The 23,988-nt window shown below is 73.0% G+C and carries 24 protein-coding genes; 7 read left to right on the top strand and 17 right to left on the bottom strand.

Going from position 1 to position 23,988, the window contains the following annotated elements:
* Nucleotide 1: 1 nt before the first annotated feature.
* On the bottom strand, nt 2-907 hold the full coding sequence (locus RAN62_RS16025; protein ID WP_305785444.1) for a carbohydrate ABC transporter permease: 906 nt from the start codon (nt 905-907) through the stop codon (nt 2-4).
* The gene (locus RAN62_RS16030) at nt 904-2,160 is read right to left on the bottom strand and encodes an ABC transporter substrate-binding protein (RefSeq protein ID WP_305785445.1); all 1,257 of its coding nucleotides are present in this window, start codon (nt 2,158-2,160) and stop codon (nt 904-906) included. The genes RAN62_RS16025 and RAN62_RS16030 overlap by 4 nt, the downstream gene beginning before the upstream one ends.
* Nucleotides 2,161-2,338: 178 nt before the next feature.
* On the opposite strand from RAN62_RS16030, the gene RAN62_RS16035 reads away from it, so the two are divergent.
* From RAN62_RS16035 to RAN62_RS16045, 3 genes are read left to right on the top strand one after another with little or no spacing between them, the layout of a single operon-like run.
* A complete protein-coding gene (locus tag RAN62_RS16035) occupies nt 2,339-3,352 on the top strand; it encodes a LacI family DNA-binding transcriptional regulator (RefSeq protein ID WP_305785446.1) in 1,014 nt (337 codons plus the stop codon).
* A complete protein-coding gene (locus RAN62_RS16040; protein ID WP_305785447.1) occupies nt 3,349-3,816 on the top strand; it encodes a DNA polymerase ligase N-terminal domain-containing protein in 468 nt (155 codons plus the stop codon). Before RAN62_RS16035 ends, RAN62_RS16040 begins: the two co-directional genes overlap by 4 nt.
* 11 nt (nt 3,817-3,827) lie before the next feature.
* Nucleotides 3,828-6,071: an ATP-binding protein gene (locus RAN62_RS16045; RefSeq protein ID WP_305785448.1), complete on the top strand. Its 2,244-nt coding sequence runs from the start codon at nt 3,828-3,830 to the stop codon at nt 6,069-6,071.
* Between the two features lie 79 nt (nt 6,072-6,150).
* Here the strand turns inward: RAN62_RS16045 and RAN62_RS16050 are convergent, their stop codons facing one another.
* From RAN62_RS16050 to RAN62_RS16060, 3 genes are all read right to left on the bottom strand, one after another.
* Nucleotides 6,151-6,624 (bottom strand): DUF2267 domain-containing protein, encoded by a 474-nt coding sequence (locus tag RAN62_RS16050; RefSeq protein WP_305785449.1) that lies wholly within the window; start codon nt 6,622-6,624, stop codon nt 6,151-6,153.
* Nucleotides 6,625-6,752: 128 nt separating this feature from the next.
* Nucleotides 6,753-7,604, bottom strand: coding sequence for a pyridoxal kinase PdxY (gene pdxY, locus RAN62_RS16055; RefSeq protein ID WP_305785450.1), 852 nt, complete (start codon nt 7,602-7,604; stop codon nt 6,753-6,755).
* Entirely contained in the window at nt 7,601-8,014 is a 414-nt protein-coding gene (locus tag RAN62_RS16060) for a hypothetical protein (RefSeq protein ID WP_305785451.1), read from the bottom strand. Before RAN62_RS16060 ends, pdxY begins: the two co-directional genes overlap by 4 nt.
* A gap of 107 nt (nt 8,015-8,121) precedes the next feature.
* Here RAN62_RS16060 and RAN62_RS16065 point away from each other — a divergent pair, with 107 nt between their 5' ends.
* Nucleotides 8,122-8,532 (top strand): hypothetical protein, encoded by a 411-nt coding sequence (locus RAN62_RS16065; RefSeq protein ID WP_305785452.1) that lies wholly within the window; start codon nt 8,122-8,124, stop codon nt 8,530-8,532.
* A 54-nt stretch (nt 8,533-8,586) separates the two neighbouring features.
* Here the strand turns inward: RAN62_RS16065 and RAN62_RS16070 are convergent, their stop codons facing one another.
* From RAN62_RS16070 to RAN62_RS16080, 3 genes are all read right to left on the bottom strand, one after another.
* Complete coding sequence (locus RAN62_RS16070; protein WP_305785453.1) at nt 8,587-10,596, bottom strand: CHAT domain-containing protein; 2,010 nt, start codon at nt 10,594-10,596, stop codon at nt 8,587-8,589.
* Between the two features lie 135 nt (nt 10,597-10,731).
* Nucleotides 10,732-11,871 (bottom strand): endonuclease, encoded by a 1,140-nt coding sequence (locus RAN62_RS16075; RefSeq protein ID WP_305785454.1) that lies wholly within the window; start codon nt 11,869-11,871, stop codon nt 10,732-10,734.
* A 104-nt stretch (nt 11,872-11,975) separates the two neighbouring features.
* Nucleotides 11,976-13,457, bottom strand: coding sequence for a cellulase family glycosylhydrolase (locus RAN62_RS16080; RefSeq protein WP_305785455.1), 1,482 nt, complete (start codon nt 13,455-13,457; stop codon nt 11,976-11,978).
* A 157-nt stretch (nt 13,458-13,614) separates the two neighbouring features.
* Here RAN62_RS16080 and RAN62_RS16085 point away from each other — a divergent pair, with 157 nt between their 5' ends.
* Complete coding sequence (locus tag RAN62_RS16085) at nt 13,615-14,187, top strand: hypothetical protein (RefSeq protein ID WP_305785456.1); 573 nt, start codon at nt 13,615-13,617, stop codon at nt 14,185-14,187.
* Nucleotides 14,188-14,213: 26 nt separating this feature from the next.
* Here RAN62_RS16085 and RAN62_RS16090 read toward each other — a convergent pair whose 3' ends face one another.
* The 5 genes from RAN62_RS16090 to RAN62_RS16110 all read right to left on the bottom strand — a co-directional run bounded on the left by RAN62_RS16090 (nt 14,214) and on the right by RAN62_RS16110 (nt 17,928).
* A complete protein-coding gene (locus RAN62_RS16090) occupies nt 14,214-14,735 on the bottom strand; it encodes an NAD(P)/FAD-dependent oxidoreductase (protein ID WP_305785457.1) in 522 nt (173 codons plus the stop codon).
* Nucleotides 14,736-14,966: 231 nt separating this feature from the next.
* Nucleotides 14,967-15,755, bottom strand: coding sequence for a HoxN/HupN/NixA family nickel/cobalt transporter (locus tag RAN62_RS16095; protein ID WP_305785458.1), 789 nt, complete (start codon nt 15,753-15,755; stop codon nt 14,967-14,969).
* Nucleotides 15,752-16,435 (bottom strand): hypothetical protein, encoded by a 684-nt coding sequence (locus tag RAN62_RS16100; protein ID WP_305785459.1) that lies wholly within the window; start codon nt 16,433-16,435, stop codon nt 15,752-15,754. The genes RAN62_RS16095 and RAN62_RS16100 overlap by 4 nt, the downstream gene beginning before the upstream one ends.
* A gap of 51 nt (nt 16,436-16,486) precedes the next feature.
* Nucleotides 16,487-17,011, bottom strand: coding sequence for a cysteine dioxygenase (locus RAN62_RS16105; RefSeq protein WP_305785460.1), 525 nt, complete (start codon nt 17,009-17,011; stop codon nt 16,487-16,489).
* Nucleotides 17,008-17,928, bottom strand: coding sequence for an amidohydrolase family protein (locus tag RAN62_RS16110; protein WP_305785461.1), 921 nt, complete (start codon nt 17,926-17,928; stop codon nt 17,008-17,010). The genes RAN62_RS16105 and RAN62_RS16110 overlap by 4 nt, the downstream gene beginning before the upstream one ends.
* A gap of 56 nt (nt 17,929-17,984) precedes the next feature.
* Between RAN62_RS16110 and RAN62_RS16115 the strand changes: the two genes are divergently transcribed.
* Nucleotides 17,985-18,986 (top strand): LacI family DNA-binding transcriptional regulator, encoded by a 1,002-nt coding sequence (locus RAN62_RS16115; protein ID WP_305785462.1) that lies wholly within the window; start codon nt 17,985-17,987, stop codon nt 18,984-18,986.
* Here RAN62_RS16115 and RAN62_RS16120 read toward each other — a convergent pair.
* The 3 genes from RAN62_RS16120 to RAN62_RS16130 form a co-directional block, all read right to left on the bottom strand.
* A complete protein-coding gene (locus RAN62_RS16120) occupies nt 18,983-20,455 on the bottom strand; it encodes an aromatic amino acid lyase (protein ID WP_305785463.1) in 1,473 nt (490 codons plus the stop codon). The two genes, RAN62_RS16115 and RAN62_RS16120, sit on opposite strands and share 4 nt — an antisense overlap.
* On the bottom strand, nt 20,452-21,456 hold the full coding sequence (locus tag RAN62_RS16125) for an ornithine cyclodeaminase family protein (protein WP_305785464.1): 1,005 nt from the start codon (nt 21,454-21,456) through the stop codon (nt 20,452-20,454). Before RAN62_RS16125 ends, RAN62_RS16120 begins: the two co-directional genes overlap by 4 nt.
* Nucleotides 21,457-21,542: 86 nt before the next feature.
* The gene (locus tag RAN62_RS16130) at nt 21,543-21,707 is read right to left on the bottom strand and encodes a hypothetical protein (RefSeq protein WP_305785465.1); all 165 of its coding nucleotides are present in this window, start codon (nt 21,705-21,707) and stop codon (nt 21,543-21,545) included.
* A gap of 154 nt (nt 21,708-21,861) precedes the next feature.
* Between RAN62_RS16130 and RAN62_RS16135 the strand changes: the two genes are divergently transcribed.
* Nucleotides 21,862-22,494: a LysE family translocator gene (locus RAN62_RS16135; RefSeq protein WP_305785466.1), complete on the top strand. Its 633-nt coding sequence runs from the start codon at nt 21,862-21,864 to the stop codon at nt 22,492-22,494.
* A gap of 10 nt (nt 22,495-22,504) precedes the next feature.
* Here RAN62_RS16135 and RAN62_RS16140 read toward each other — a convergent pair whose 3' ends face one another.
* A complete protein-coding gene (locus RAN62_RS16140; RefSeq protein ID WP_305785467.1) occupies nt 22,505-23,941 on the bottom strand; it encodes an aromatic amino acid lyase in 1,437 nt (478 codons plus the stop codon).
* Nucleotides 23,942-23,988 lie beyond the last annotated feature (47 nt).

Consider the following 23,988-nt stretch of genomic DNA (forward strand, 5'->3'; position numbering starts at 1 on the left):
GCTACTCCTCGTTCGCGATGCGCCGGGTGAGCAGGAAGTTGGCGATCGCGAAGATGGCGATGACCAGGCAGAGCGTCCAGGCGATGGCGGAGGCGTAGCCGAACCGGAACTCGCGGAAACCCTGCTCGTACATGAACAGCGCGGCGGTCTGGAACTGCCGGTCCGAGCCGCCGGTCGGGGTGGAGGTGCCCGCGAAGAGCAGCGGCTCCGCCATGATCTGCAGGCCGCCGATCGTCGAGATCACCGCGGTGAACATGATGGTCGGGCGCAGCTGGGGCACGGTGATGCGCCAGAACTGCTGCCGCTGGTTGGCGCCGTCGAGGTCGGCGGCCTCGTACAGGTCGTGCGGGATCGCCTGCATCGAGGCGAGATAGATCAGCGCGTTGTAGCCGGTCCAGCGCCACGCCACGATGAGCGAGATCGCGAGGTGCGAGCTCCACGTGTTCGCCTGCCAGTCGACCGGGCCGACGCCGACGACCCCGAGCAGCCAGTTGATCATGCCGAAGTCGCGGCCGAACATCTGGGTGAAGACAATCGTCACGGCCACGATGGACGTGATGTTGGGCAGCAACACCCCCATGCGCAGACTGGTACGCGCCCGGAGCCGATGGTTGAGCAGGTGCGCGATCCACAGCGCCGCCAGCAGTTGCGGCACCGTGGACAGCACCCAGATGCTCAGCGTGTTGCCGAGCGCGTTCCAGAAGTACGAGTCGTGCAGCAGCTCGCTGTAGTTCGCCAGCCCCACCCAGGTGTGCGCCCCGGCGTCGACCAGGTCCCAGTCGTTCAGCGAGACGTAGCCGGTGTAGAGCAGCGGCCACAGCCCGAACACCCCGAAGAGCAGGAAGAACGGCACGATGTAGAGGTACGGCGACCCCTTGGTGTCGAGCCGGCTGAGGGCGGCCCTCACTTGGCGAGACGCTCGACGTCGCTGACCGTCTGCGTCCAGGACTGCTCGGAGTTCTGCTTGCCCTGCTCGACGCGGATCAGGCCGTCGCGGATGGTGGTCTGGATGTCACCCGTACGCGGGCCCTGGTACTGCGGCTTGAGCTCCTTGGCGGCGGTGGTGAACAGCTTGCCGACCGGGGCGTTGTTGAAGAACGGGTCCTTGTAGTTCGCGATCTCGGGCTTGTCGTAGAGCGCCGGGATCGAGGGCAGGAGACCCTGCGAGGTGAAGTTGCGCGCCTGCTGCTCGGGCGCCGTCAGCCAGGCCGCGAGCTTCTTGGCCTCCTCGGCGTGCTTGCCCTGCTTGGGCACGGTCAGGTACGAGCCGCCCCAGTTGCCGCCGCCCCCGGGCACCGAGGCCACGTCCCACTTGCCGGTGAAGGCCTTGGCCTGGTCCTTGATCTTGGTCATCATCCACGCGGGGCAGGCGATGGTGGCGAACTGGCCCTTGGCGAAGCCGTTGTTCCACTCCGGCGAGCTCTCGACGAGCTTGGCCGACATGTTGCCCTGGATCGCCCGCACGACCAGGTCCCAGGCCTTGCGTACCTCCGGGTTGGTGCCCACGACGACGGTGTTGTCGGGCGCGTAGAAGCCCTCCGCGGCCTGGCCGATGACGGCGTTGTAGAGCGCGCCGCCACCGTCGAAGAACGCGGTGCCGGCCGGGGCCTTCTGCGTGTACTTCGCGCCGACCTCGAGGTACTTCTCCCAGCCCGCGGCCCAGGACGCGGAGACGGCGTCGCGGTCGGACGGGAGGCCGGCCTTTTCGAAAAGGTCCCGGCGGTAGCAGATGGCGAGGCCGCCGACGTCCGTCCCGTACCCGATCTGCTGGCCGTCCTTGGTCAGCGAGGCCTGCCACTTCCAGGGCAGGTACTCGGCCTGGCGCTCGGTGCCGAGGTCCACGAACTGCTTGCCGGCCTCGCGCATCTGGGCGATGAAGCCGGTGTCCACGCCCTCGATGTCGCCGGCGCCCGAGCCGGTCGCGAGGTGGGTGGCGAGGTTGCGGTGGTGGTCGTTGTAGGCGGCCGTGTGCTCCTGGATCTTGATGCCGGGGTGGGCGGCCTCGTACTCCTTGTAGAGCTGCTCGTAGCCGAAGTTGCCGAACAGGTTGACGTCGAGCGTGACGTCGCCGCCGCCACCTTCGCCGTCGCCCCCGGAGCCGCAGGCGGTGACCAGCATCGTGGCCGCCGCGAGCACGCCGACCGTACGGAAGAAGCGCATGCCAAAGGTCCTCTCGCGTTGATGTAACCGGTTACATCCGGCTCGCGGAGATCGCTTAACCGGTTCGGGAGATTGATGGGGACGAGTGTGCCGTCATCACCCGGGGTCCCGTCAAGTAACAAGCCGGTAACGAGATCCACAGGATTGACGCTGTTTTGAAACCGGTTACACTTCCCGCGTGTCGAGCATCCGGGAGGTCGCCCGCCGGAGCGGCGTCTCCGTCGCCACCGTCTCCCGGGTCTTCAACGCCCCCGAGGTCGTCAGTCAGCGCACCCGTCAGCTCGTCCTCGCCACCGCCGCCGAGGTCGGCTATCTGCCCAACGAGTCGGCCCGCACCCTCGCGACGAAGAAGTCGCACATGGTCGGGCTCGTGTGGGACACCGACCACCGCCGCCCCGGCTGGCGGCACCCGTTCTTCCAGGACATCCTCGTCGCCCTCAAGAGCGCCCTCAGCGCCCACGGCCTGCACCTGCTGATGCTCGCCCCCGACCAGACGCCCGGCCTCGACGACCGGCAGCGCTTCCTCCGCGCGGTGCAGCGCCACAGCGTGGACGGCGTGGTCATCATCGACAACGGCAGCCGTGACCCGGCCGTCCTCGCCCTCGTCGACGCCGCCGTGCCGTGCGTCGCCCTCGACCTGCGCTTCACCGGGCCGACCTGCACCCACATCACGTCGGACAACGCCGGTGGCGGCCGCCTCGCCGCCACCCACCTGATCGAACGCGGACACCGGCATCTCGCCACCATCACCGGCCCGCCCCCGACCCTGCCCGCCGCGGAACGCCTGGCCGGCTTCCGCGACGCGCTCACCGAGGCGGGCCTGCCTCTCGCCGACGACGACGTGGTGGCGGGCGACTTCTATCTCGACAGCGGCTACGCCGCCATGCAACGCCTGCTCGCGCGCGACCCCCGGCCCACCGCCGTGTTCGCCGCCGGCGACGAGATGGCGGTCGGCGCCATGAAGGCGATCCACGAGGCCGGGCTGCGCATCCCGGCCGACATCGCCGTGGTCGGCTTTGACGACATCGAGGTCGCGGCCCTGATCCCGCCCGGTCTCACCACCGTCACCCAGGACAAGACCGGCTTCGGTACGGCCGCCGCCGAGGCCGTCATGACGATGCTCCACGGCGCGGCCACTCCCCCGGCGCCGACCACGCTCCCGACCACGCTCGTCGTCCGCGGCTCGACATGATCTTCGTCGTCCAGCGCCACCGCGCCCGCCGGCTGCACTACGACTTCCGGCTGGAGCTGGGCGGCGTCCTCGTCAGCTGGGCCGTCCCCAAGGGCCCGACCCTCGACCCGGGCGTGCGCCGGGCCGCCTACCGAGTCGACGACCACGAACTCAGCTACGGCAGCTTCGAAGGCGTCCTGCCCGCGGGCCGGTACGGCGCCGGCGACGTCATCGTCTGGGACACCGGCCCGTGGCACCTGGCCTCCGGCGCCCTGGAGGACGGCGAGCTGCACTTCGACCTCGACGGCGACAAGCTCCGCGGCCGCTTCGTCCTCGTCCACACGCGCACGTCCCCCGCGGGAAAGGAGGAGTGGCTCCTCCTCCACAAGCGTGACGATCACGCGGTCGCGGGCTGGAACGCCGAGGACCACCCGCGCTCGGTCCTCACCGGTCGCACCAACGACGAAGTAGCCGCCGGCGCCTGACAGGATTGCCGTTGTCTCAGCTGAACGCTTTCTTCGCGCTGCCGGCGCCCGCGGTGTTCGTCGGGCGGCAGGAGTTGCTGGCCGAGCTGGCGACGGCCGGGCCCGTGGTGCTGCTCAGCGGGGAGCCGGGCGTGGGCAAGAGCCGGCTGGTCGTGGAGTCCCTGCAGGACAGCGGGCTGCCGGTGATCGTGGCGCACTGTGACGATCTGCGGGAGCCGCAACCGCTCGGGCCGCTGGTCGACGGGATCCGGGTCGCGCACGCCACCGGGACGTTGCCGCCGTTGCGGAGTCCGGATCCGGTCACCGGGGTGCTGGCGCGGCTGCTGCCGCCGCTCGCCGACCGGTTGCCACCCGCGCCGGCGCCGCTCGGGGACCCCGACGCCGAGCGGACACGGTTGCTGCGCGCGGCGGCGGCACTGCTGGCGGCCCTGGCGCCGGTGGCGGTGGCCGTCGAGGATCTGCAGATGGCGGACCGGGCGACGCTGGAGCTGCTCGATCTTCTGGGTGCTCGGCCCGTACCCGGCGTGCGGGTGGTCATCACCATGCGCGAGGGCGAGGCGCCGCCCGGGTGGCAGCCGGGTCCCGCCGTGCGCACGCTGCGGGTGCCGCCGCTGTCGCGGGCCGAGGTGGGGCTGCTGGCGGCCGCGCTGCTCGACCTGAGCGAGCAGCCCGGCACGTTCATCACCCACCTGTACGAGCGGACCGCCGGCGTCCCGTTCCTGGTCGAGGAGGTCGTACGCTCGCTCGTGGCCGACGGCGACATCGACCGCATCCGGCAGCATCCCGACACGCTGGCCGACGTGGCCGTGCCCGCCCTGCTCCGCGACGTGCTGCTCGGGCGCCTGCGCCACCTCGACGAGCCGGCGCGCGAGATCCTCGGCGCGGCCGCCGTGCTGGGCCGGGCCGACGCGCGCGCCCTGGCCGCGATTTCCGGCACCGACGGGCGTACGGCCGCCGCGGCGCTCGCCCGCGCCGAAGCGACCGGGTTCCTGCACGAGCGCGACGGGCAGCTGTGGTTCCGGCACACCCTCGCCCGGCAGGTCATGCACGAGCTGTTGCCGCCGGTCACGCGGCGCCTGCTGCACCTGCGCACGGCCCACCTGCTCGAACAGCACCAGCCCCGCCCGTACGCCCGGCTGGCCCACCACTATCGCGAGGCCGGCAGCCCCGCCGACCACGTCCGCAACGCCGAGGCCGCGGCCGATCTGGCGACGGCGCGGGGTGACGACGCCTCGGCGGCCCGCTTCCTGCTCGGCACCACCGGGTACGCCCGGCTGCCCCGCCCGGTCCGCGTCCGGCTGGCCGCCAAGCTGGGCCGGTCCGCCATCGAGAGCGTCGCCCAGGCCTCCGCCATCCCGGTCCTGCGCGACCTGCTCGCCGACCGCCGGCTGCCCCCGGGCGCCCGGGGCGAGCTCGGGCTGGCCCTGGGCCGGATGCTGCGCCAGCAGGGCGAGGCGCGGGCGGGCTACGAGGAGATCGAGCGCGCGGTGCCCTCCCTGCGCCACCACGGCCGGCGCGCCCGGGCCCTCGCCGTCCTGTCCGCCCCCGACACCGTGGTGGGCCGGCACCTCAGCGAGCACCAGGCCCGCTGCACCGAGGCCGCCGGGGCCGCCGCCCTGTCGGGTGAACCGTCCGCGGTCCTCGCCGTCGAGATCGCCCGCCTGTCGCTGCTGCTCGAAAGTGGACACCCGGCGGCGGCCGGGGCGATCACCGCGGCCGTGGCGTCACTGGCCGGCAACTCCCGCGAACGCGCCCGCGCCTGCCTCAACTGGGCCCAGGGCGCCTTGCACATCGGTGACATGTCGCTGGCGGAATCGCTGCTGGCGACCGGTGCCCGCGCGGTCGACGACGCCGACTACGAGCGGCTGCGGCCGCTGGTGGAGCTGACGACGTTCGGCCTGGATCTGGTCACGGGCCGGCTGTCCGGGCTGGAGGAGCGGCTGCTGCACTTTCTCGCCCGCCCGTACCGGCTGCCGCTGGCCATGGCCGACGCCCGGCTGTACCTCGCCCGGGTCCGGTGGCTGCAGGGCTCGGCCGACGTCGCCGAGCAGGGCCTGCGCGAGGTCATCGCCGAGGCCGCCCGCGTCGGGGCGGTCTGGCCGCTGATCCCGGCCCGGACGGCGCTCGCCGAGCTGCTGATCGCTCGCGGACACGACGCCGCGGGCCGGGCCGAGGCGGCTGCCGCCCTGGCCCTGGCGGAGGCGAAAGGGTTGCCGGCCTGGGGCCGCACCGCCGCGGCGCTGGGCGTCTCCTGAAACTCGGGCGCGCTGGATGCGCTGAGCCGGTCCTGGGGGCGTCAGGCGAGCTGGGTGCGCCGGGCCGGTCCTGAGGACGTCAGGCGAGCTGGGTGCGCTGGGCCGGGATGATCGCGGGGACGCGGAGCTGGGTCGTGAGGGTGGCCGGGCGCGGGGCCGTGCGGGCGACCGGCGGGCGGCCCGCCAGGAGCAGCGGGCGGAGGTCCGGGGCGACCAGGTGGGCGAACGCGGCGGGGCTGATCACGCGGAGGGAGGCGTTGAGGTGCTCCAGGACCACGCGGGCGAGGAAGGCGTTGGTGGGCTGGTCGACGTACAGGATCGAAGCGACGCGGCCGAGGAAGGCGCGGCAGGTGGCCGGGGTCTCGGTGCGGGCGCGGGTGTCGAGGCGGACGCGGAGCTCGGCCGGCAGGTGCGGGGCCAGCAGCTCGGACGCGCGCAGCGGGAGGACGTCGGCGAGGGCGCCGGTCACCCCGCTGACCACGCGGAGGCTCTCGCGGCGGCCGTGGAGCCGGGCCCGCTGCTCGACACCGGCCAGGAGAAGATCGATTTCCACCGCGACGTCCTTCCAAACCTTCGGGGGTGGTTGTTCTGTGCCCCTCGGGAAAAACGTCAAACGGCAATGAGGCGGACGTCACTCGTCGATCGGCGGGGGAAGCGCCGGCCGGGCGCTCCCCCCGGGCGTCAGCGCACCTGCTCGGCCTTGAACTGCAGGCGCGGCGTGGCATAGAACTCCTGGGCCTCGATGAGCTGCAGCTCGCGCTCGCCGGACTTGTACGTGGTCTCGATCAGGTCGAAGACGCTGGAGGCGGTGCGCTCCAGGGCCACCGACGCGTCGCGGGTCGCCACGTAGTGGGCGGTGAACAGGGCGGCCGTGACGTCGCCGGAGCCGTTCGCCTTGAACGGCAGGTGTGGGGTGTTCACGAGCCAGGCGCCGGCGTCGTCGACGACCAGCATCTCGATCGTGCCCTGCTCGCGGTCGGGGCGTTCGACGCTGGTGACCAGGACGGTCGAGGGGCCCATGGCCCGGGCGAGGTCGGCCGAGGCCAGCGTCGACTCGATGCTCGCCGGCTCGGTGCCGGTCAGGAAGCCCAGCTCGAACTGGTTCGGCGTGATGATGTCGGCGACCGGCACGACCCGGTCGCGCAGCAGCTCGGGGATCTCCGGCGCCACGAAGCAGCCGGACTTGGCGTTGCCCATGACCGGGTCGCACGCGTAGACCGCCGCCGGGTTCGCGGCCTTCACCCGGCGCACCGCGTCGACGATGACGTCGCCGATGCCCACCCCGCCCTGGTAGCCGGACAGCACGGCGTCGACCTGCGGGAACACGCCGCGCTCCTCCACGCCGAGCAGCACCTCGGCCACGTCCGCCGGTGGGATGAGCGGGCCGCGCCAGGCCCCGTACCCCGTGTGGTTGGAGAAGTTGACCGTGTAGACCGGGACGACCTCGACGCCGATGCGCTGCAGCGGGAAGACGGCCGCGGAGTTGCCGACATGGCCGTGGGCCACCGCCGACTGGATGGACAGAATCTTCATGTCCTCACCCTAGAACTCGCGCGTCTCAGCTCGTCAGGAACCACAGCGCCGATGTCAGCCAGGCGGTGAAGAGGAGGCCCCTGGCGGGCGTCGGTCGTGCCCGCGAGCGTCGCCCCCCGCTCCCCGGTCAGCGCCGGCGTGCCGCCGGACATCGCGCCGCGCAGCCGGGCCTCGGCCCGCTGGTCCGGAATCGGACAGCGCCACCGTCGCACCCTCGTGCAGGCGGCGTCCCCGGCCGGCGTCGAGCTGGGCACCGGCCGGCCGTCGACGACGACCGTCGCGGGCGGCTCCGCCCCGCCGAGCGCGGCCCGTACGAGATCGCCGAGCGTGGCGTCGCGGCTGCGCAAACGCGCGTCCAGCTCGAGCTCGGCCCCCGCGTCGCCGGCGTTGAAGATGATGTGCACACCCACCCTCGGTCGTCGCGCTGGGCTCCGCCGAGGGGGACCGATCATCCGGGCCCGGGGTCCGCTGTGGAGTCGATGGACTTGATGTTTTTCCCGGCACCAGGCTGGCTTCCATGACATCACAGCCGAGAACGCTGAGCGACGCGAATCTCTTCGACTTCGCGGGCCCCATGCAGATCAACTACTCGAGCTCCAGCATCAAGGGCGTACCCCTGCTGTCCTACCAGGACGCCCAGCTCAACCTGAACTTCGAGAACGAGGACATCACCCGCGTCGCCCTGGCCGGCGGCGAGGAACTGGTGACCGTGACGCTCGAGCAGGCGGTGGACGCCTTCGTGCGGACCCTGACGCTGGTCATCCCCGGCGTCCGCGTGGCCATGGGCGACGTCGTCGAGTTCGAGACCATCGCCGTCGAGACCGTCGACCGCTCACAGGCCTTCGTGGCCCCGCCCGGCCCGGCCGGCGCCCTCCAGACCTACCTGGTCCACCAGATCCGGGGCTCCGCCCAGGCCGTCAACTTCTGATCCACCGCACCGTCCCCAAGCCCGCGCCCGAGCGCCGTCGAGCGCGGGACCACGTCACCAGCGGACGCCGTGGGCGGCGTAGGCGGACCAGGTCAGGGGGTGGGCCTCGGGGTCGCCGGCGCGCCAGTGGGCGAGGGCTTCGAGCTGGGCCGTGCGGACGGCGGCGGCCGCGTCGGTGGTGTGGTGGAGGGCTTGGGTCAGGGTGGCGGCGAAGGACGCGGCGAAGGGGGTGTCGGGGATCGGCCAGTTGGTGGCGATCACCTGGCGGGCGCCCGACCAGAGGACGGCGGCGGCCAGGGCTGACCATTCGCCCGCGCCGGTGCCCGGGTCGCCTGTGGTGGTGGAGGCGGTCAGGAGGGCGCGCGCCGGGAAGGGGCACGGGTCGGTGAAGAGGCGGGTCGCCGTCAACTCGCCGTTGCGCAGCTGGAGGCCGGCGTCGAGGCCGGCGCCGGCGTGGCCCGCGAAGGAGAACAGGCTCGGGTGCGACGGGCCGAGCCGGGCCAGGGCTTCCCGCAAGGACTGTTCGGTGGCGCCGCCCAGCACGGCGGCGGTCTCGGGCGGGGCCTGGCGGGCGTGGGGCAGGTCGCCGGTCGGGTCCACGCAGGCGAGGCTCACCGGCAGGTCGGGGGCGGGGAAGGTCGGGTGCCTCGCCACGTGCTCGGCCAGCACGGCGGGCGGGCCCAGGCGCAGCACGGCGGACTCGATCAGGCGGGCCGGGAAGCGGTCCGGGGACACCGGTTCCGCCCCGAGCGACGCGACCGGCAGGGCGGCGAAGAGCGTGCCGCTCAGCACCAGCGACAGCGGATCCGTGCGCCGGCCGCGACGGCGGAGGGCCCGGAGCAGCACCGGCGGGACGAGCAGCCGGCCGAGCTCGGCGGACACCGCTTCCTCCGTACGACAGGAAGCCGTCTCCAGAAGCTCCTGCAGCAACCGCCCGAGGTCGGTGTCGTCGCCCGCCTCCAGCAGGCCGCAGTCGGCGACCCCGTCGGCCAGCACGCTCCAGTAGATCCGTTCGTTGAACGCCCACGCGCCCCACCACCAGGCGCCCGGCCCACCCGTACGGTCGATCAGCTCGCGCAGCTCGAGCGGCGCGCCGGCCGCGGGGCGCAGCGGGCCGAGCCGGGAGACGCCGTCCACGGTGACCGTGCGCACGGTGGTGCCGAGCGCTTGGAGGCGGGCGCACTCGATGAGTTCGGCGGCCAGGGCGGCGTCGCCGTGGCGGCAGGCGGTGACGAGCGCGATCTCGCGGGCCGCCTCGCTGCCGGCGGCCGTGAGACGCCGGGCGAGCGAGGATTCCGTACGCACGGCGTGCTCGTCGCCCCACGCCACCGCGCGCAAAGCGTGGTCCCGGGCCCCGGCCAGGTCTCCGGACCCGAGCAGATATCCGGCGCGGTGCAGGTACGCGTCGGCGCACAGTCCCGGATCGCGGGTGCTCGCCGCGGCGGCGACCGCCCGCGCGGAGGCGTCGTCGCACCACTGCGGGAACCGTTCGCCGCGCCGCCTCGGGTCGCCGAGCATGCCGAGCGCGGCCACGAACTTCGCCACGTCGCGGGTCGCGAAATGTTCCGCCGCCCGCCGGACCCGGGAGAAGCCGTCGGGCGCCGGGCCCCCCGCGGCGGACGCCACCACGGGCCTGCGGGCCGGCTGGGCCGCGCGGCGCAGGTCGCTGATCCGCTCACGCCACTCCGGCCGGTCACCGAGCGACTGCTCCGCCCGATCCAGGTACGCGACCGCGCCGTCCCCGAGCCCGAGCCGGCTGAGCGCCACCGCCGTGTCCAGCATCGCCCGCCCGTACTCGACGCTGTTGCGGGCGTCGTGGCCGAGCAGCTCCTCGGCCCGCGCGAAGGCGTCGAGGGCGCTGTCGAAGTCGCCCTCCTCCAGGTGGATCAGCCCGAAGAGATGCTGCACGCGACCCAGATCGCCGCGCCGGCCGGCCGAGTCGGGGGCGGCGGCGAACAGCTGCTCGGCCTTGCGCAGCCGGTCGGCCGCCCGGCGCAGCTCCCCCTGCTCGAAGGCGCGGACGGCAGCCCGGGCCACCGCGGTCGCGCGCAGACCCTCCAGCACCCCTCCACTTCACCCTGTCCCCGGAGCGGAAGGGAGACGCCGTTCGGCGGAGCCGTTCCGGCAAAGGCAGCCGGGGCCGGGCAGGCGCAACGGGCCGGGGGTGCGAGACACCCCGGCCCGCCGCGGGTCCGGTGGTCAGCCGAAGATCGAGGCGACCCATTCCGGGTGGTCGATGAACGGGTTGCGGTTGTGCTGGTACGAGGCGTAGATCACCTGGTTGCGGTTGCGCTCGAAGGCGTCCGGCGGGTCCTGGGTGTTCCAGGCGAGCAGCTTGGAGAGGCGGCCGAGGCGGGGCGACGTGCCGTTGCTCACGGAGTCGTTGACCTCGAGGTCGGGCCACGCGTCGTCGCCCTGGTAACGGACGGCCATGTAGAAGATCATGCGCGCGACGTCGCCCTTGACGGCGTTGCGGGGTTCCCACGAGTCCGAGTCGGTGTAGTTGCCGGTGGCGCCGCTGACGGCCGTACCCCCGGTGTCGAAGTCCTTGTTGTCGCGCAGCGCGTTGACGGTGACGTCCTCGGGGCGCAGGTGGTGCAGGTCGGTGCCGGGCCCGTTGGCCGTACCGAAATCGCCGTGGGACTTCGCCCAGACGTGCTCGCGGTTCCAGTCGCCGCTGTCGCCGCCGTTGAGCGACTTCGAGCGGCTCAGTCCGGAGTAGAGCAGGATCACGTTGGACGAGTTGTTCGGGTCCTGATCGGTGACCTTCAGGGCGTTCCACACCGCGTCGTACGACAGGGTGGTCACGCCCGAGCTGATGATCGTGTGCAGCGCGGTCTTCAGCGCCGCCCCCGACTTGCCGCTCGCCGCCGCGTAATAGGCGTCGGTGCCCCCGGTCGGCGGCGGCGTGGTCGGCGTGGTGCTGCCGCCACCCGCGGTCATGGCCGTCGGGGATTTCAGGCCCGCATGCGAGAAGTACGCGGTGAGGGTGCCCGTGACGGTGATCCGGCCGGCCATCAGCCCGGGGTTGCTCAGCAGCCCGAAGGACGACCGATAGGCGCTGGTCACCTGGATGTAGAGCATCGAGCCGGTGGCCGTCGTGCTCGCGCTGTCGGCGATTGCGATGGCGGTGTCGCCGGTGAAGTTGCTCGTCCGGACGGTGCTCGTGGCGGTGGGCTCGCCGACGACGTAGCCGGTGACCGTGCCCACGGCGCCGGTTTGGCTGCTGATGGCCTGGGCCACGGTCAGCGTGGCGGCCGCGTCCGAGGGCCGTGTGACGGTCAGGCCGAGGAGTGCCAGGACGGCGGTCAAGGGGACGAGCCAGAGGCGCCGGGACATCGCAGCTCCGTTCACCAGCGGGTATAGATGCCGGTGAGCATAAAGGCGGCCGGGGCCCGGCGTGGCCATATCAGCCACGTCATAAGGCCCCGGCCATCAACAATTCAGCTGGTCGGGAAGTTGTCCGCCGTACTGATGCGGCTCTTCAGCAGCTTGCCCGAGTCGGACAGGTTGCCGAACGCCCCGCTGGAGCAGGCGCCGGACTGCAGCGCCGCGGTGGCCTCCGCCTTGTCGGCCCACGACCAGTTCGCGTAGCTGATCTTCAGCTTGTCGAGCAGGTCGAGCCAGGTGGTGGTGCTGGCGGTGTCCACGGAACCGTTGCCGTCCGCGCTGCCCGTGCCGAACTCGGTCACGAAGAGCGGCAGCTTCTGCGCGGCGGACTGCACCTCGGCGCGGTAGTTGTCCTTGTGCGACGCGGCGTAGAAGTGGAAGGCGTACATGATGTTCGTCGCCTTGACCGGGTTGGCGATGATCTCACTGGAGGACGAACCGTCGGAGACACCCAGCGAGGACCAGCCCCGGGTGCCGACGATGACCACGGCGTCCGGGTCGTTGGCCCGGATGACCGGGATGACCTGCTCGGCGTAGCTCTTGATGCCGGTCCAGCTGACGCCGTTGGGCTCGTTGGCGATCTCGTAGATGACGTTCTTCTTGGCCGCGTTGCGGGCGCTCACCGCCGCGAAGAAGGTCTTGGCCCGCTCGAGGTTGTAGTTCGGGTCGCCGGGGTTGAGCGTGTGGAAGTCGACCAGCGCGTACATGCCGCGGGCCTCGGCCTGGTCGACCAGCGTGTTGACCTGGCTGGTGAAGCCGGCGGGGTTGGTCTCGTAGCCGCCCTCCTGCACGTACATGGCGATGCGGAACAGGTCGGCCTTCCAGTCCGTGGCGAGCGTGCCGAGCGCCGACGCGGTGTAGCAGTTCGGGAACCACTGCAGGCCGTGCGAGCTCATGCCGCGCAGCTGGATCGCCTGGCCGTACTGGTTGCACAGGTTGACGCCGCAGACGCTCAGCTGCCCGTTGATGCCGACCGGGGTGCCGGTGGCGGCGGTCTTCGACGGCGTCGGCGCGGCCGTCGTGGGCTTGGTCGTGGCCGGCACCGTCGTGGGAGCGGTGGTCGGCTTCGTCGTCGCCGGCGTCGTGACCGGCTTCGTGGCCGCCGGGGCCGTGGCCGCCGGGGTCGTCGTCGCCGGCGTGTTCACGACGCCGCAGTCCGCGCCGTTCACCTTGCAGGACGTGGGACGGCCGGTCCCGTTGACGACCATGCCGAACTCGGCCGACGCGCCGGCGCCGATCGACGCGTTCCACCCGGCGGGCGTGAACGTGTACGTGCCGCCGGACACCGCCTGCGTGGTGTTCCACGCGTTGACGACGGTCGTCCCGGCCGGGAAGGCGAGCTCCACGCGCCACGTGGACAGGGTCTTCGAGGTGTCGTTCTTGACGACCACACTGGCCTGGTAGCCGGTGTTCCACGCGTTGGTGACGGTGAAGGCGGCGGTCTCCGCGGACGCCGGCAGCGCGATCAGCGCCACCGCCGAGGCCGCGGCGGCAACCGCGCCGGCCACGAGGAGTTTGAGCTTCTTACGGCGCATCGAGCGAACTCCGTCGAGAAGAGGGGGGCAGGGCCCGGCGACTGTAACCACACCCCTCGCGACCAGGCAAAATAGCCTAAAACTTGGCTTAAATCGGGGCTCCGGGCAACCTTTGGCGGTTCGGCGGCCACCTAGGAGTCAGCGTGGGCGCAGTCGAATGGTGCCGCAGCGCCACCAGGTCCACGCCCTGCTGCCCGGCGGCCGGGCCCAGATCGAGCGCTGGCTCCCGGGCTTCACCGCCGAGGCCCTCGCCGCGGGCGCCACCCTGTCGATGCCCGCCGGGATCGAGGCCTGGGTCGACGAGGAACGCGCCGTCACCACGCCCAGCGCGATCCTGCTCAACGCGACCCGGCCCTTCCTCGAGGCCCACCTGCGCCGCCGCGCCCTCGCCCTGCCCGACGTCACGGCCACCACGGGCGCAGTGACCCCCACCCGGCGCTCACCGCCGCCATCTCCCGCTGCTCCCCCACCTACCCCCGGCAGCACATCGGCGCGCTCAACGCCGTCGAGGACAACCGGAGGACGGTGTTGCTGGCACGGCCAAGGCATGAGCTCGGCCGCGCTCCAGGCGTCGTGCCTGTCCGAGTACCTCTGCGGGCACCCCGACCTGACCGAGCCGGCCACCGCCTTCTTCCGCCTCCAGGCCGCCCGGGCCGTCCTCACCAATCTCCGTCACCGCCGCGCCCCCGAGCCGGCCCTCCCCGGCCCCGTTCCCGCCCGCACCGCGTAAGAGAGGACCAGCGGACCGTCCAGACGCTACTTCGCCCGGATGCCGTGGTAGTAGAGACGGCTGACGAAGTGGCGTTCGACGGCGTCGTAGACCCGCAGGGAGTAGCGGAAGTGGCGGCCGGACGCGAGAAACACGAGCAAGCCGTCGCGCAGGGGACCCAGCACGGTCCCCTGCGCGTGCGACGGCGGGCGCCAGGCGCGGGTGCTCCGGCCGCGCAGCGACGCCACGATGTTGCGGGCGGCCAGCTGAGCGCCGAAGTTGCGGGCGGTGGCGCGCAGGGGGTCGCTGGCGGCCACGTCACCGACGGCCCAGAGTCCGGGGTGACCCGGCACGCTCAGGTCGGCCCCGACCGGGACGAAGCCGTCGGCGTCGAGCAGAGCGGAGGGCAGCCACTCCGTGTTGGGACTGGTCCGGCCGGTCGCCCACAGCACGAGCGCGGCCTCCGCCGGGGGCTGACCGGTGGTGAAGCGTACGGGTCCGGCGGAGGGGGCCAGGCCCGTCGCCGCGGACCGCCGCCCACGATCGCGATCGACCCGGCCGCCGCCCATCGCTCGGGACGGGCCAGCCGCAGGCCGGCGTCGCGGCCGCTGAGCCAGGACGGCGTGGTGGAGATGCCGACCAGGTCGAGGTGGCGATGCTGCCGGGCCAGCGCGATCGCGGCGATCAGCCCGGTGTCACCGAGCCCCGCGACGACGACCCTGCTCCGATCCGCTGCCGCCGACATAGTTGACCATCATTTCGCATCGGGCACCGGCGCGGGCTTGCGGGTGGGCGCGTACTCAGGCGACGCCGGTGAGGTTGGCCGCGGCGACGGTGACGAGGCCGGCGCCGAGGAGGGTGACGCCGGTGGCGGCGAGGACGGGGGTGATGCGGCCGGCCAGGTGGAGGGCGCCGAGGGAACGGGCGCTGCGGGTGACCAGGGTGCTGCCGGCGACCGCGAGCACGCCGACGGTGAAGAGGACGACGGCCATGCCGAGGCCGAAGGTCAGGACCAGGAGGAGGGCGAAGGCGCCGCGGCCCAGGAAGAGGCCGGTGGCCAGCACGAGGAAGGCCGCCGGGGACGGGGTGAGGCCGCCGGAGATGCCGAGCAGCAGCAGCCCGGGGCGCTTCGATGGTTCATGCCCATGGCCGCCGTCATGAGAGTGGTCGTGCGAGTGGCCGCCATGAGAGCCGTGCGAGTGGGAATGGCTGCCGTGCGAGGAAAACAGGTGGCGGCGGAGCATCCAGATGCCGGTGCCCAGCACGAGCAGCCCGGCGGCGATCTGCAGCCACGTGGTCAGTGCCTCGAGGCCGATGTGGTCGGACAGCGACAGGAACGTCCACGCCACCCCGATCACCAGCACCGACACCGTGTGCATGACGGCGACCGACCCGCCGAGCCACGCGGCGTCGCGGACGCGGCCCTTCGAGCCGGCGAGGTAGGCCGCCGCCAGCGTCTTGCCGTGCCCGGGGGCCAGGGCGTGACCGGCGCCCGCGACGAAGGCGAGGAGGAAGGCGAGCGGGGTGACGCCCGGGGTGTGGACCAGGTCCTGCATGCGGTCCGAGGCGGAAGTGACGAAGTCCATCATGCTGCTACTCGCTGCCTGCGCAGCCGGCGCGCCACGAGGACGGCACCGGCGATCGTGAGAAGGAGGACGCCGGCCACCGCGGCCAGCTGGAGAAAGGCGCTGCGGGCGAGGCCCGGGCCGGCCGGCGTGGCGGTCGCTGTCCAGGTGTGGGTCTCGGTGCGGCCGTCGTACACGGCGCGTTGGCCGTCCGGGCCCGTCGCCAGGGTGCGGTAGGCCGGGTTGAGGTCGGTGAGCATCCGGACCCCGACCCCGGCCGCGGTGACCGGGCCGGGGCACGTGAAGTCGGCGGTGGCTCCCTTGAGGGCCAGGGCGAGCACCGGCTCGACCACGCCGGTGCACGGGCGTACCCCGTCAGTCACCGTGATGCGCTCGAGCAGATAGCCGGAGAACGTGGCGGAACCACCCACGACGCCGGGGTCCGTGTAGACGTGGTCGACGGTGCCGTCGGCGTGCAGGCGGTGCGCCGGGAGCAGGCCGAGCGACACGCCGAGGGCGGTCAGGTCGTCGGGCCCGCCGACGCGCCACCGCACGTGGACGATCTCGGGGCGCTGCTGGTCGAACGTGACGGCGACGGTCTGCGGGTCGCCGAAGGGGTGGGCCGCGGCGGGCCCGGCCGGAAGGACCGCGGCGCCGGTGACCAGGGCCGTGGCCACCAGCGCGCGGAGGATGAGCGATACCACGGACGGAGTCTGCGGGCCCTTGATGATCTTGGAGGAAGCCTCAGGTGAACATCAGGCGTCGGTCAGCGGCCGCAGCTCGTCGGCGTAGCTGACCGACTTGCGGCGCAGCACCCCGCCCGCGCTGATGGAATACTGCCCCATGCGCCAGAGCGGCGGCGAATAGGCGTGGATCGACACCGACCCGTCGACCGCGCCACCCATGCGGTGAATGTGCTCGGGTCCGAAGGCGAAGACCCGGCCCGCCCCCACCGTACGGGACACCGCCTCGCTCCCCATCCGCGGCGTGGCCTCGGTCACGGCGCCCCGGGTCACCGCCACGGCACCGCTCGACACGTCGTGGTCGTGCCAGCCGGTGTCGTCCTCGACGTTCCAGCACAGCACCCAGACGTCGATGTCGCCGTCGCGATAGAGCGACGCGTAGTGCCGCTTGCCGGTGTCGTGCCGCACCAGCGACTCCCACACCTCGGGGCGCTGGGCGAGCTCGGCGACCCACGCGTGCAGCTCCTGGGGCGACAGGACGCGACCGGGGAGGGCGGGCAGGGACGCGGGGTCGGTGACCGCCACGGTGTCGTTCATCTCGGGTCTCCGTACAGCAAATGGCGGGGGTTGGCGGTGAAGACGGCATGTGTGAACGCGGCGCCGAAGTCGCACTCCAGACGCGACGCGTAGGGCTTGTCCGAGCCGTGCACGATCGGGTCCACGCCGACGACGCGGACGAGGGCGTCGACCGCGCGCGGGCCGTAGGACGAGGTCTCGTAGTAGACGTACGGGTCGAGGGGGCCGAGGGCGCCGCCGCGCGCGGTGAGCCGCTCGTGGTGCAGGGGAGCCAGCCCGGCGAGGGCCACGAAGGCGATGCGCAGCCTGGGGTGTTGCCGGCGGCCCGCGATGTGCCAGGCCAGCCAGGACTGGTGCAGCTGCGACACGTACGGCACGAGGGCCGGCCACCACCCGGGCAGGCCGGGGTCGCACGCCGGCGCCGGGCCGGGATGGATCAGGACCGGCTTGCCCGCCGCCTCGGCCGCGGCCAGCACCGGCCCGCTGCGCTCGATGTCCACGGGGCAGGTCAGCGCGGTCGCGGGCAGCTGGAGACCGGCGATGCGATCCTCGCTGAGCGTCTTCGTGAGCGCGTCGACGTCGGGCTCGGTGACCGATGCCGCCGCCCACACCCGGAACGGGTCGCCCAGCTCGAGCGCGCTCTCGTGCCAGATGTCGATCAGCTCGGCGCCCTCGTCGCCGGGCAGGTGCTCGATGCCGAGCGGGCTCGACAGCGACACCACGACCTCGTCGAGCTCGTCCCGCCGCCGCCGGTCGACGTCGTGCGCGGCGGGATCGACCTCATAGGGCGGCTCGCCGGCCAGATGCAAGGTCCACCCTCGCAGGTACGGGAACGAGCTGCGCCGCCGCAGCGCCTCCACCAGCCGCGGGGGCCACAGGTGCTGATGACAGTCGACCAGCATCTCGACCTCCGAGCCGTAGGGAAGCGCTTCACTCAATGCATCGAGTGAAGCGCTTCCGTTCCGGAAAAGCAAGCCGGTGTTAGTCTCGGCGAGTGGCAGGTCAGCAGCGGCGCCGGACGCTTCAGGACCTGGCCAGTGCGGCGGGGCTCTCCCTCGCGGCGACGTCCTACGCGTTGCGGGGCAAGCGCGGGTCCCCGGCGACGATCCGGCGGGTGCGCGAGCTGGCCGACGAGCTCGGCTACACGGTCGACCCCATCGCGCGGGCCCTGGCCAGCGGGCGCACGGGCGCCGTCGGGGTCAGCGGCTCCCTGCGCGACCTGTGGCAGCAGGAGCTGTCCGTCATGCTCACCCGCGAGCTGCGCCGGCACGGCCGCAACGCCACGATCGCCGACGCGGACGCCGACCCCGGGCGCGAGCGGCTCATCGTCGAGCAGTTCGCGGCGCAGCGCGTCGACGGGGCGCTCGTGTCGCCGGTCGACCCCTCCGCCGCGTACTGGCAGATGCTCGGGCCCGAGGTCGCGGTAGTGTCCATCGGGGACGCGCTGACCACACGGCCCGGGTCCGGCAGCGTGCTCTTCGACAACGCGTACGGGGTGACGACCGCCCTCGAACATCTGGCCCGCCTGGGTCACCGCCGCATCGGCCTGCTCTGCCCGGCGCTGCCGTCCACGCCCGGCCGCCCGGCCCAGCTGCTCGCGGAGGAGATCGCCGCGAAGCTCGGCGTCGGGCTGGTCGCCGTCGCCGCCCCGGCCGCCACCACCGACGCGATCGACGTGGCCGCCGGCCTGATCACCGGCGCGGAGCGCCCGTCGGCCGTCTTCTGCCTCAGCGACTCGCTGGCCTTCGCCGTCTACCGCGCCGCCCGCCACGCGGGCGTGCGCATCCCGGGCGACCTGTCGGTCATCGGCTACGACGACCACCAGCTGGCCGTCCTCGTCGACCCGGGCCTCACCACGCTGGCCTGGGACGAGGACGCCATCGTCGAGGCGGCCGTCAATCAGCTCACCGGCCTGCTGGACGGGCCGGTCCCGAGCCCGCCGCCGTTCCGTCCCGATCTGGTCGTGCGCGGCTCGACCAGCCCGCCGTCCGCTTAGCCGTTCGCTTCGCCATGAGGCCAGCCTGCCTTCAGCAGTGCACTGATCGCGTCCAGGTCGCGGCCGAACGGCCGGTCTCCGGTGCCCGGCGGCAGCACGGCGGCGACCTCGTCCAGCGCGGCCAGCGCGGCCCGGTCCAGTCCGGCGGGTGGTCCCCCCAGCCGCACGGCCTGATGGACGGCCAGCAGCTCGCACGCCAGCCCGTCCCGCACCCCGGCGACGGCCTCCCCCAGGCACTCCGCCGCCTCGAAGCCGAAGCTCTGCACGTCCTCCTGCCCGAGTGACGTCTCCATCGCCCCGCCCAGCGCCGGCACCGCGAACCGCCGCAGCCGGTGCGTGACGCCGACCGCCCGCTTGTGCACCGCCACCAGCCCGGCATGCCGCCCGGGCGCGTCGGAGAGCTGCCGGGGCAGTCCGGTCACCTCGGGGTCGAGCAGCCGGTGCAGCCGTGCCGTCCCCAGCTCGGCCAGGTGCAGCAACGCCGTGGTCAGCGCCCCCGCACACGCGACCAGATCCGTGCCCGCGAACCCGGCCGTCCCCACGAACCGCCCGTCCAGGTGCGCCGGCGAGTCGGTGACCGCGGCCAGCGCCCGATCGGCCGCCGCTTCGAGGGCCGCGACCGCCCGCAGCGCCACCGCGAGCGCCGGAGCCGTCACGCGGAAGGAGACGGGCGCCTGCAACTTCCCCTCGGACTGCTCGTGCAGCAGCCCGCGCAGGGCGTCCAGCACGGTGGCCAGCTCGGGGCTGTCGGCCAGCGCCGGGTGCAGCGGATCCCGGCTGGCCCGCGCGACCGCGTGCGACGCCGCCGTCACGAGCAAGGCCTGCTTTAGCAGCACCCGGGACGCGTCCGCGGCGAGGATCGCCAGCCCGGTGAGCCCCGGCACCCCTTCGAGGAAGGCGACACCCTCCTTGGCCGCGAACGACCGCGGGCTCAGCCCGGCCGCGGCGAGCGCCTCCGCGGCGTCGATCGCGGTGCCCGTGGCGTCCAGCACCTGACCCGTACCGTTGAGGGCCGCGCCGGCGTGCGCGAGCGGGATGATCTCGCCGGCCGCACCGCTGCCCCGCGCCGGGACCGCCGGCACCACGTCCGCGTCGAGCAGCGCGGCCAGGTGCCGGCACAGCTCCGGCGAAGAGCCGGCGGCCGGGTGCAGCAGGGTCCGCAGCCGTACGGCGAGCAGCGCGCGGGCCTCCTCCCGGCGCAGCCACGGCGCCGAGCCGACCGCGCGGCCGGTCATCAGGGTGTCCTGGTGCCGCTGCTGTGCCTCAGCGTCGAGCCGGACGCCGGCCAGCGCGCCCATGCCGGTGTTGACCCCGTAGACGGGCTGGTCCCCATCAAGGTCGCGCAGCACCCGGCGCCGGTTCTCCCCCACCTCGGCCAGCAACCCGTCGGCCAGCGTGAGACGGCTCTCGCCCCTCGCCACCGCGGCGATGAGGGCGCGGTCCAGCTGCTCGGCCCTGGTGACAATCATCGGTAGCGCAGCATCGTGCCGGCGTCGGCGGCCTCGGCCCGGGTCAGCACGAGATGGGCGAGCGCCACGTCCAGGATCGACAGCCCGCGGTGCCAGAAGAGGATCCGCTCGTCGGGCCGCTCACGCCCCGGCTTCTGCCCGCTGACGATCTCGCCGATCTCCGCGTACAGGCTCTCCTCGCTCAGCCGCCCGCTGTCCACGTGCGCGCGCAACGCCCCGAACCGCCCCGACCGCGACTCCCGCCAATCGTCGACGACGACTTTGTCCATGACGTCGAGCAGATCAAGTTCAACCGCGCTGATCGTGCCGTACGGGACCACGAACGCACCGGGCTTGACGGCACTCGTCCGCAGAAGCGGTGCGGGCTTCTCCAGCCGCGACGCCTCGACCAGAATGTCGGCGCCGTCATAGGCCTCGTCCGCCGTCGCCACCGCCCGCACCGGCGTCGTCGTCGCCGCCCGCAACCGCTCGGCGAAGGCCTCACGTGACTCGGGCCGCCGGCTGGTGACCCGAATCTCGTCCAGCTCGAACAGGCTGTCGAGCAGCGTGACGTTGGCGAAGGCCGTGCCCCGGGCGCCCACGTGCCCGAGCACCTTCGCATCGGCCCGAGCCAGATACTTCGCCCCGACGGCGGTCATCGCCCCCGTCCGCATCTCCGTGATCCACGTCGCGTCCATGATCGCAAGCGGCACCCCGGTCGTCGGGTCGTAAACCGTCATGAGCGCCAGCTCACTGGGCAACCCCTTGGTGTAGTTGGGGACGAAGTCCCCCACCACCTTGATCCCGCTCAGCCCACGCTCACCGAACGTGTTCACATGCCCGCGCAGAACATTGAAATGCCCGGCCCCGCCGTTCTCCGGCACCAGATGCACCCGAGGTTCGAAAACCGTCTCCCCCCGCCCGTGCGCCGCCACCACCGCCTCCACGGCAGCCACCGCGTCGGCCGCGCCGATGCCCAGCCCCTCGACATCAGGTCCGGACAGAAAGCGCAGCCAGATCATGGGGTGGGTCCTCTCGCCGGCAGAACAGGGGCCGCCCACCATGCTCCCGGTCTTTCCCCCGCCCGGCCACCGTCTTGTGATCTTTCTCAGCCCCTGACCCGGGAGCTGACGACATTGCCGAAGCGCAGCGCGAACGGCTTGTCGGTGAGGTCGCCCCGTTCGGGCCATCCGGCGATGATCAGCCCCTCCGCTGGCGCGGCCGGCTCCTTCTCTCCGTCACGTCCCGCCCGCGCCAGCCACGCGTTGACCATCGCACCCCTCCCCCGTCGCCCGGGGGAGTCCACCGGATCACCACTGTCTCAAGTGGTGTGTCGGGGGCTTTCGAAGCTCCGGTGCGGCGTCTCGGGCGGCCGGGTGGAGCGACTGCTCGTGGAGGGCGCCGCGGACGCGTGGGAGACTTTGGGCATGATCGATTGGCCCGGGTTTCTGGCGGCGGTGACGCTGGTGTCGCTCATTCCGGGGGCGAGTCAGCTGCTCGGGTTGCGCAACGCCGTCCGGTACGGGCCCGGGCGGGCGCTCGCTGGGATCTTCGGGCGGTTGGCGGCATTTGTCGTGCTGATCGGGCTCGTGGTGGCCGGGCTCGGGGCCGTACTGGCCGCCTCGGCCACGACGCTCGAGATCGTCAAGTGGGTCGGGGTTGTCTACCTGGGCTGGCTGGGCGTGCAGAGTGTGCGGAGCGGGCTGCGGCCGGCCGGCGACGATGACGCGCGGATCGTGGCGGGGCCGCGGCGCGGGGTCGGGGCGATCGTGGTGAACGAGTTCGTGGTGGCGATGAGCAATCCGAAGGCGCTTCTGTTGTTCGCGGCGTTGCTGCCTCAGTTCACCGACACGTCGGCGCCCGGGGCGGGGTGGCATCTGGCGGTGCTCGGGGCGGCCTATCTGGTGGTCGAGCTGGTTGTCGGGCTGGGCTACATCGGCGTGGGGCGGCGGATCGGGGCGACCGGGGTGCCGGCTCGCACGCAGCGTCGCGTCGACCTGGGCGCCGGGGTCACGTTTCTGGGCCTGGCGGGGCTGCTGGCGGCCGACGACCTGGCCTGAGGGACGGTTGTCACAGCTCGCCCGCGGCGACCTCGGCCAGGGCGGGCAGCATCGCGGCGGCGCTCTCCAGGTCGGCGCCGAGGGGGCGGTCGTCGTCGACACTCTCGAGGCGCTTGCCCGCCAGCTCGTACGCGTCCCGGGCCGGGCCGGTGTCGGGCAGGCGGCCGGGGGCCATGCGCAGGGCCCGCACCGCGGCGATCAGCTCGATGCCCAGCAGCACCGGGGCGAGGCCGGTCATCGTGCGCAGCGAGCGGGCGCCCTGGGTGGCGAAGCTGGCGTGCTCCTCGAGGCCGAGCGAGATGGTGAGCGTGCCGGCGGCGGTGGGGGTCATGCCGACGCGGATCTCGGTGAGGACGTCCTGGACGACGTACTCGCCGATCATCAGGCCGGAGCTGGCGGCCGGCCCGGCGGCCAGGAAGGCGCGCAGGCCGGTCAGGTCGGGCCGCATGAGCAGGCCCAATCGGGCAGAGGACAGGGAGAGTACGGGCAGGAAGGCTCCGCGGACGGCGTCGAGCCCGGCCGCGAGGGTCGCCGTGTGGAACTGGCCGTGGTGGCGGACGCCGACATCGGTGACCAGCGGGTTCTCGGCGGCGGCGTTGAGCTCGGCGACCAGGACGTCGTCGAGGTTGCGGGCGGCGTTGACGGCGGGCGCCATGACCTGCGGGAGGACGCGCAGGCCGAAGGGGTCCTGGATGCGGGCGGGGGCGGCGGCGCCGAGGGTGAGGCGGCGCATCAGGGCGGCCACCTCGGCCTGGGCGGGGTGCGGGCGGAGCAGGTGCACGGCCGGGTCGTACGCCTCGGCGTTGCCCCGCAGGGCGTGGAAGGCGAGCGCGGCGACGACCGCGGCGGCGCGCAGCAGCGTGCGAACCTCGTGCAGGGCGAGGGCCGCCGTGGCCACGGTGAGCGCGCTGGAGCTGATCAGCGGGAGGGCGTCGGTGGCGTCGATGGTGGTGACCGGGCCGGGGCCGGTGCGCCACGGCCGCTCCCCCGCCAGGGTCAGGCCCAGCTCGGCCAGGGGCGCCAGGTCGGCCGTGCCGATGGCGCCCCAGGAATGCATCGTGGGCACCGCGCCGGCGCGCAGGGCTGTGGCGAGGGTCTCGGCGACGCGGCGGGAGATGCCGGAACCACCGGCCAGGATCTGGTTGAGGCGCGTGGCCATGGCGGCCCGGGCTGTAAGATCGTCTTCCACCGGGCCGACGGCGGCGCAATGACTGCGCAACAGGCGGAGGCCGTGGTCGCCGTCGTCACCGGCGCTCTCGTGACGATTGGCGCCGACACCGGTGTTGGCGCCGTAGACCGCACCGTTCGTTCGGGCGGCATGCAACAGGGCGTGCCGCTGCTCGATGCGGCCGAGGGCGACAGTGTCGATCTCGGCCTCCCGACCCCCGGAGGCGACCGCGACCAGACCCTCGACCGTGAGGGTCCGCCCGTCGAGGCGAACGACCATACCGCCCTCCAGCTGCGATATTAACGAACCGTAAAGGCTCCGGCGGA

The sequence above is a fragment of the Symbioplanes lichenis genome, from assembly GCF_030709675.1.
In the GTDB taxonomy this organism is placed as follows: Bacteria; Actinomycetota; Actinomycetes; order Mycobacteriales; family Micromonosporaceae; genus Actinoplanes; species Actinoplanes lichenis.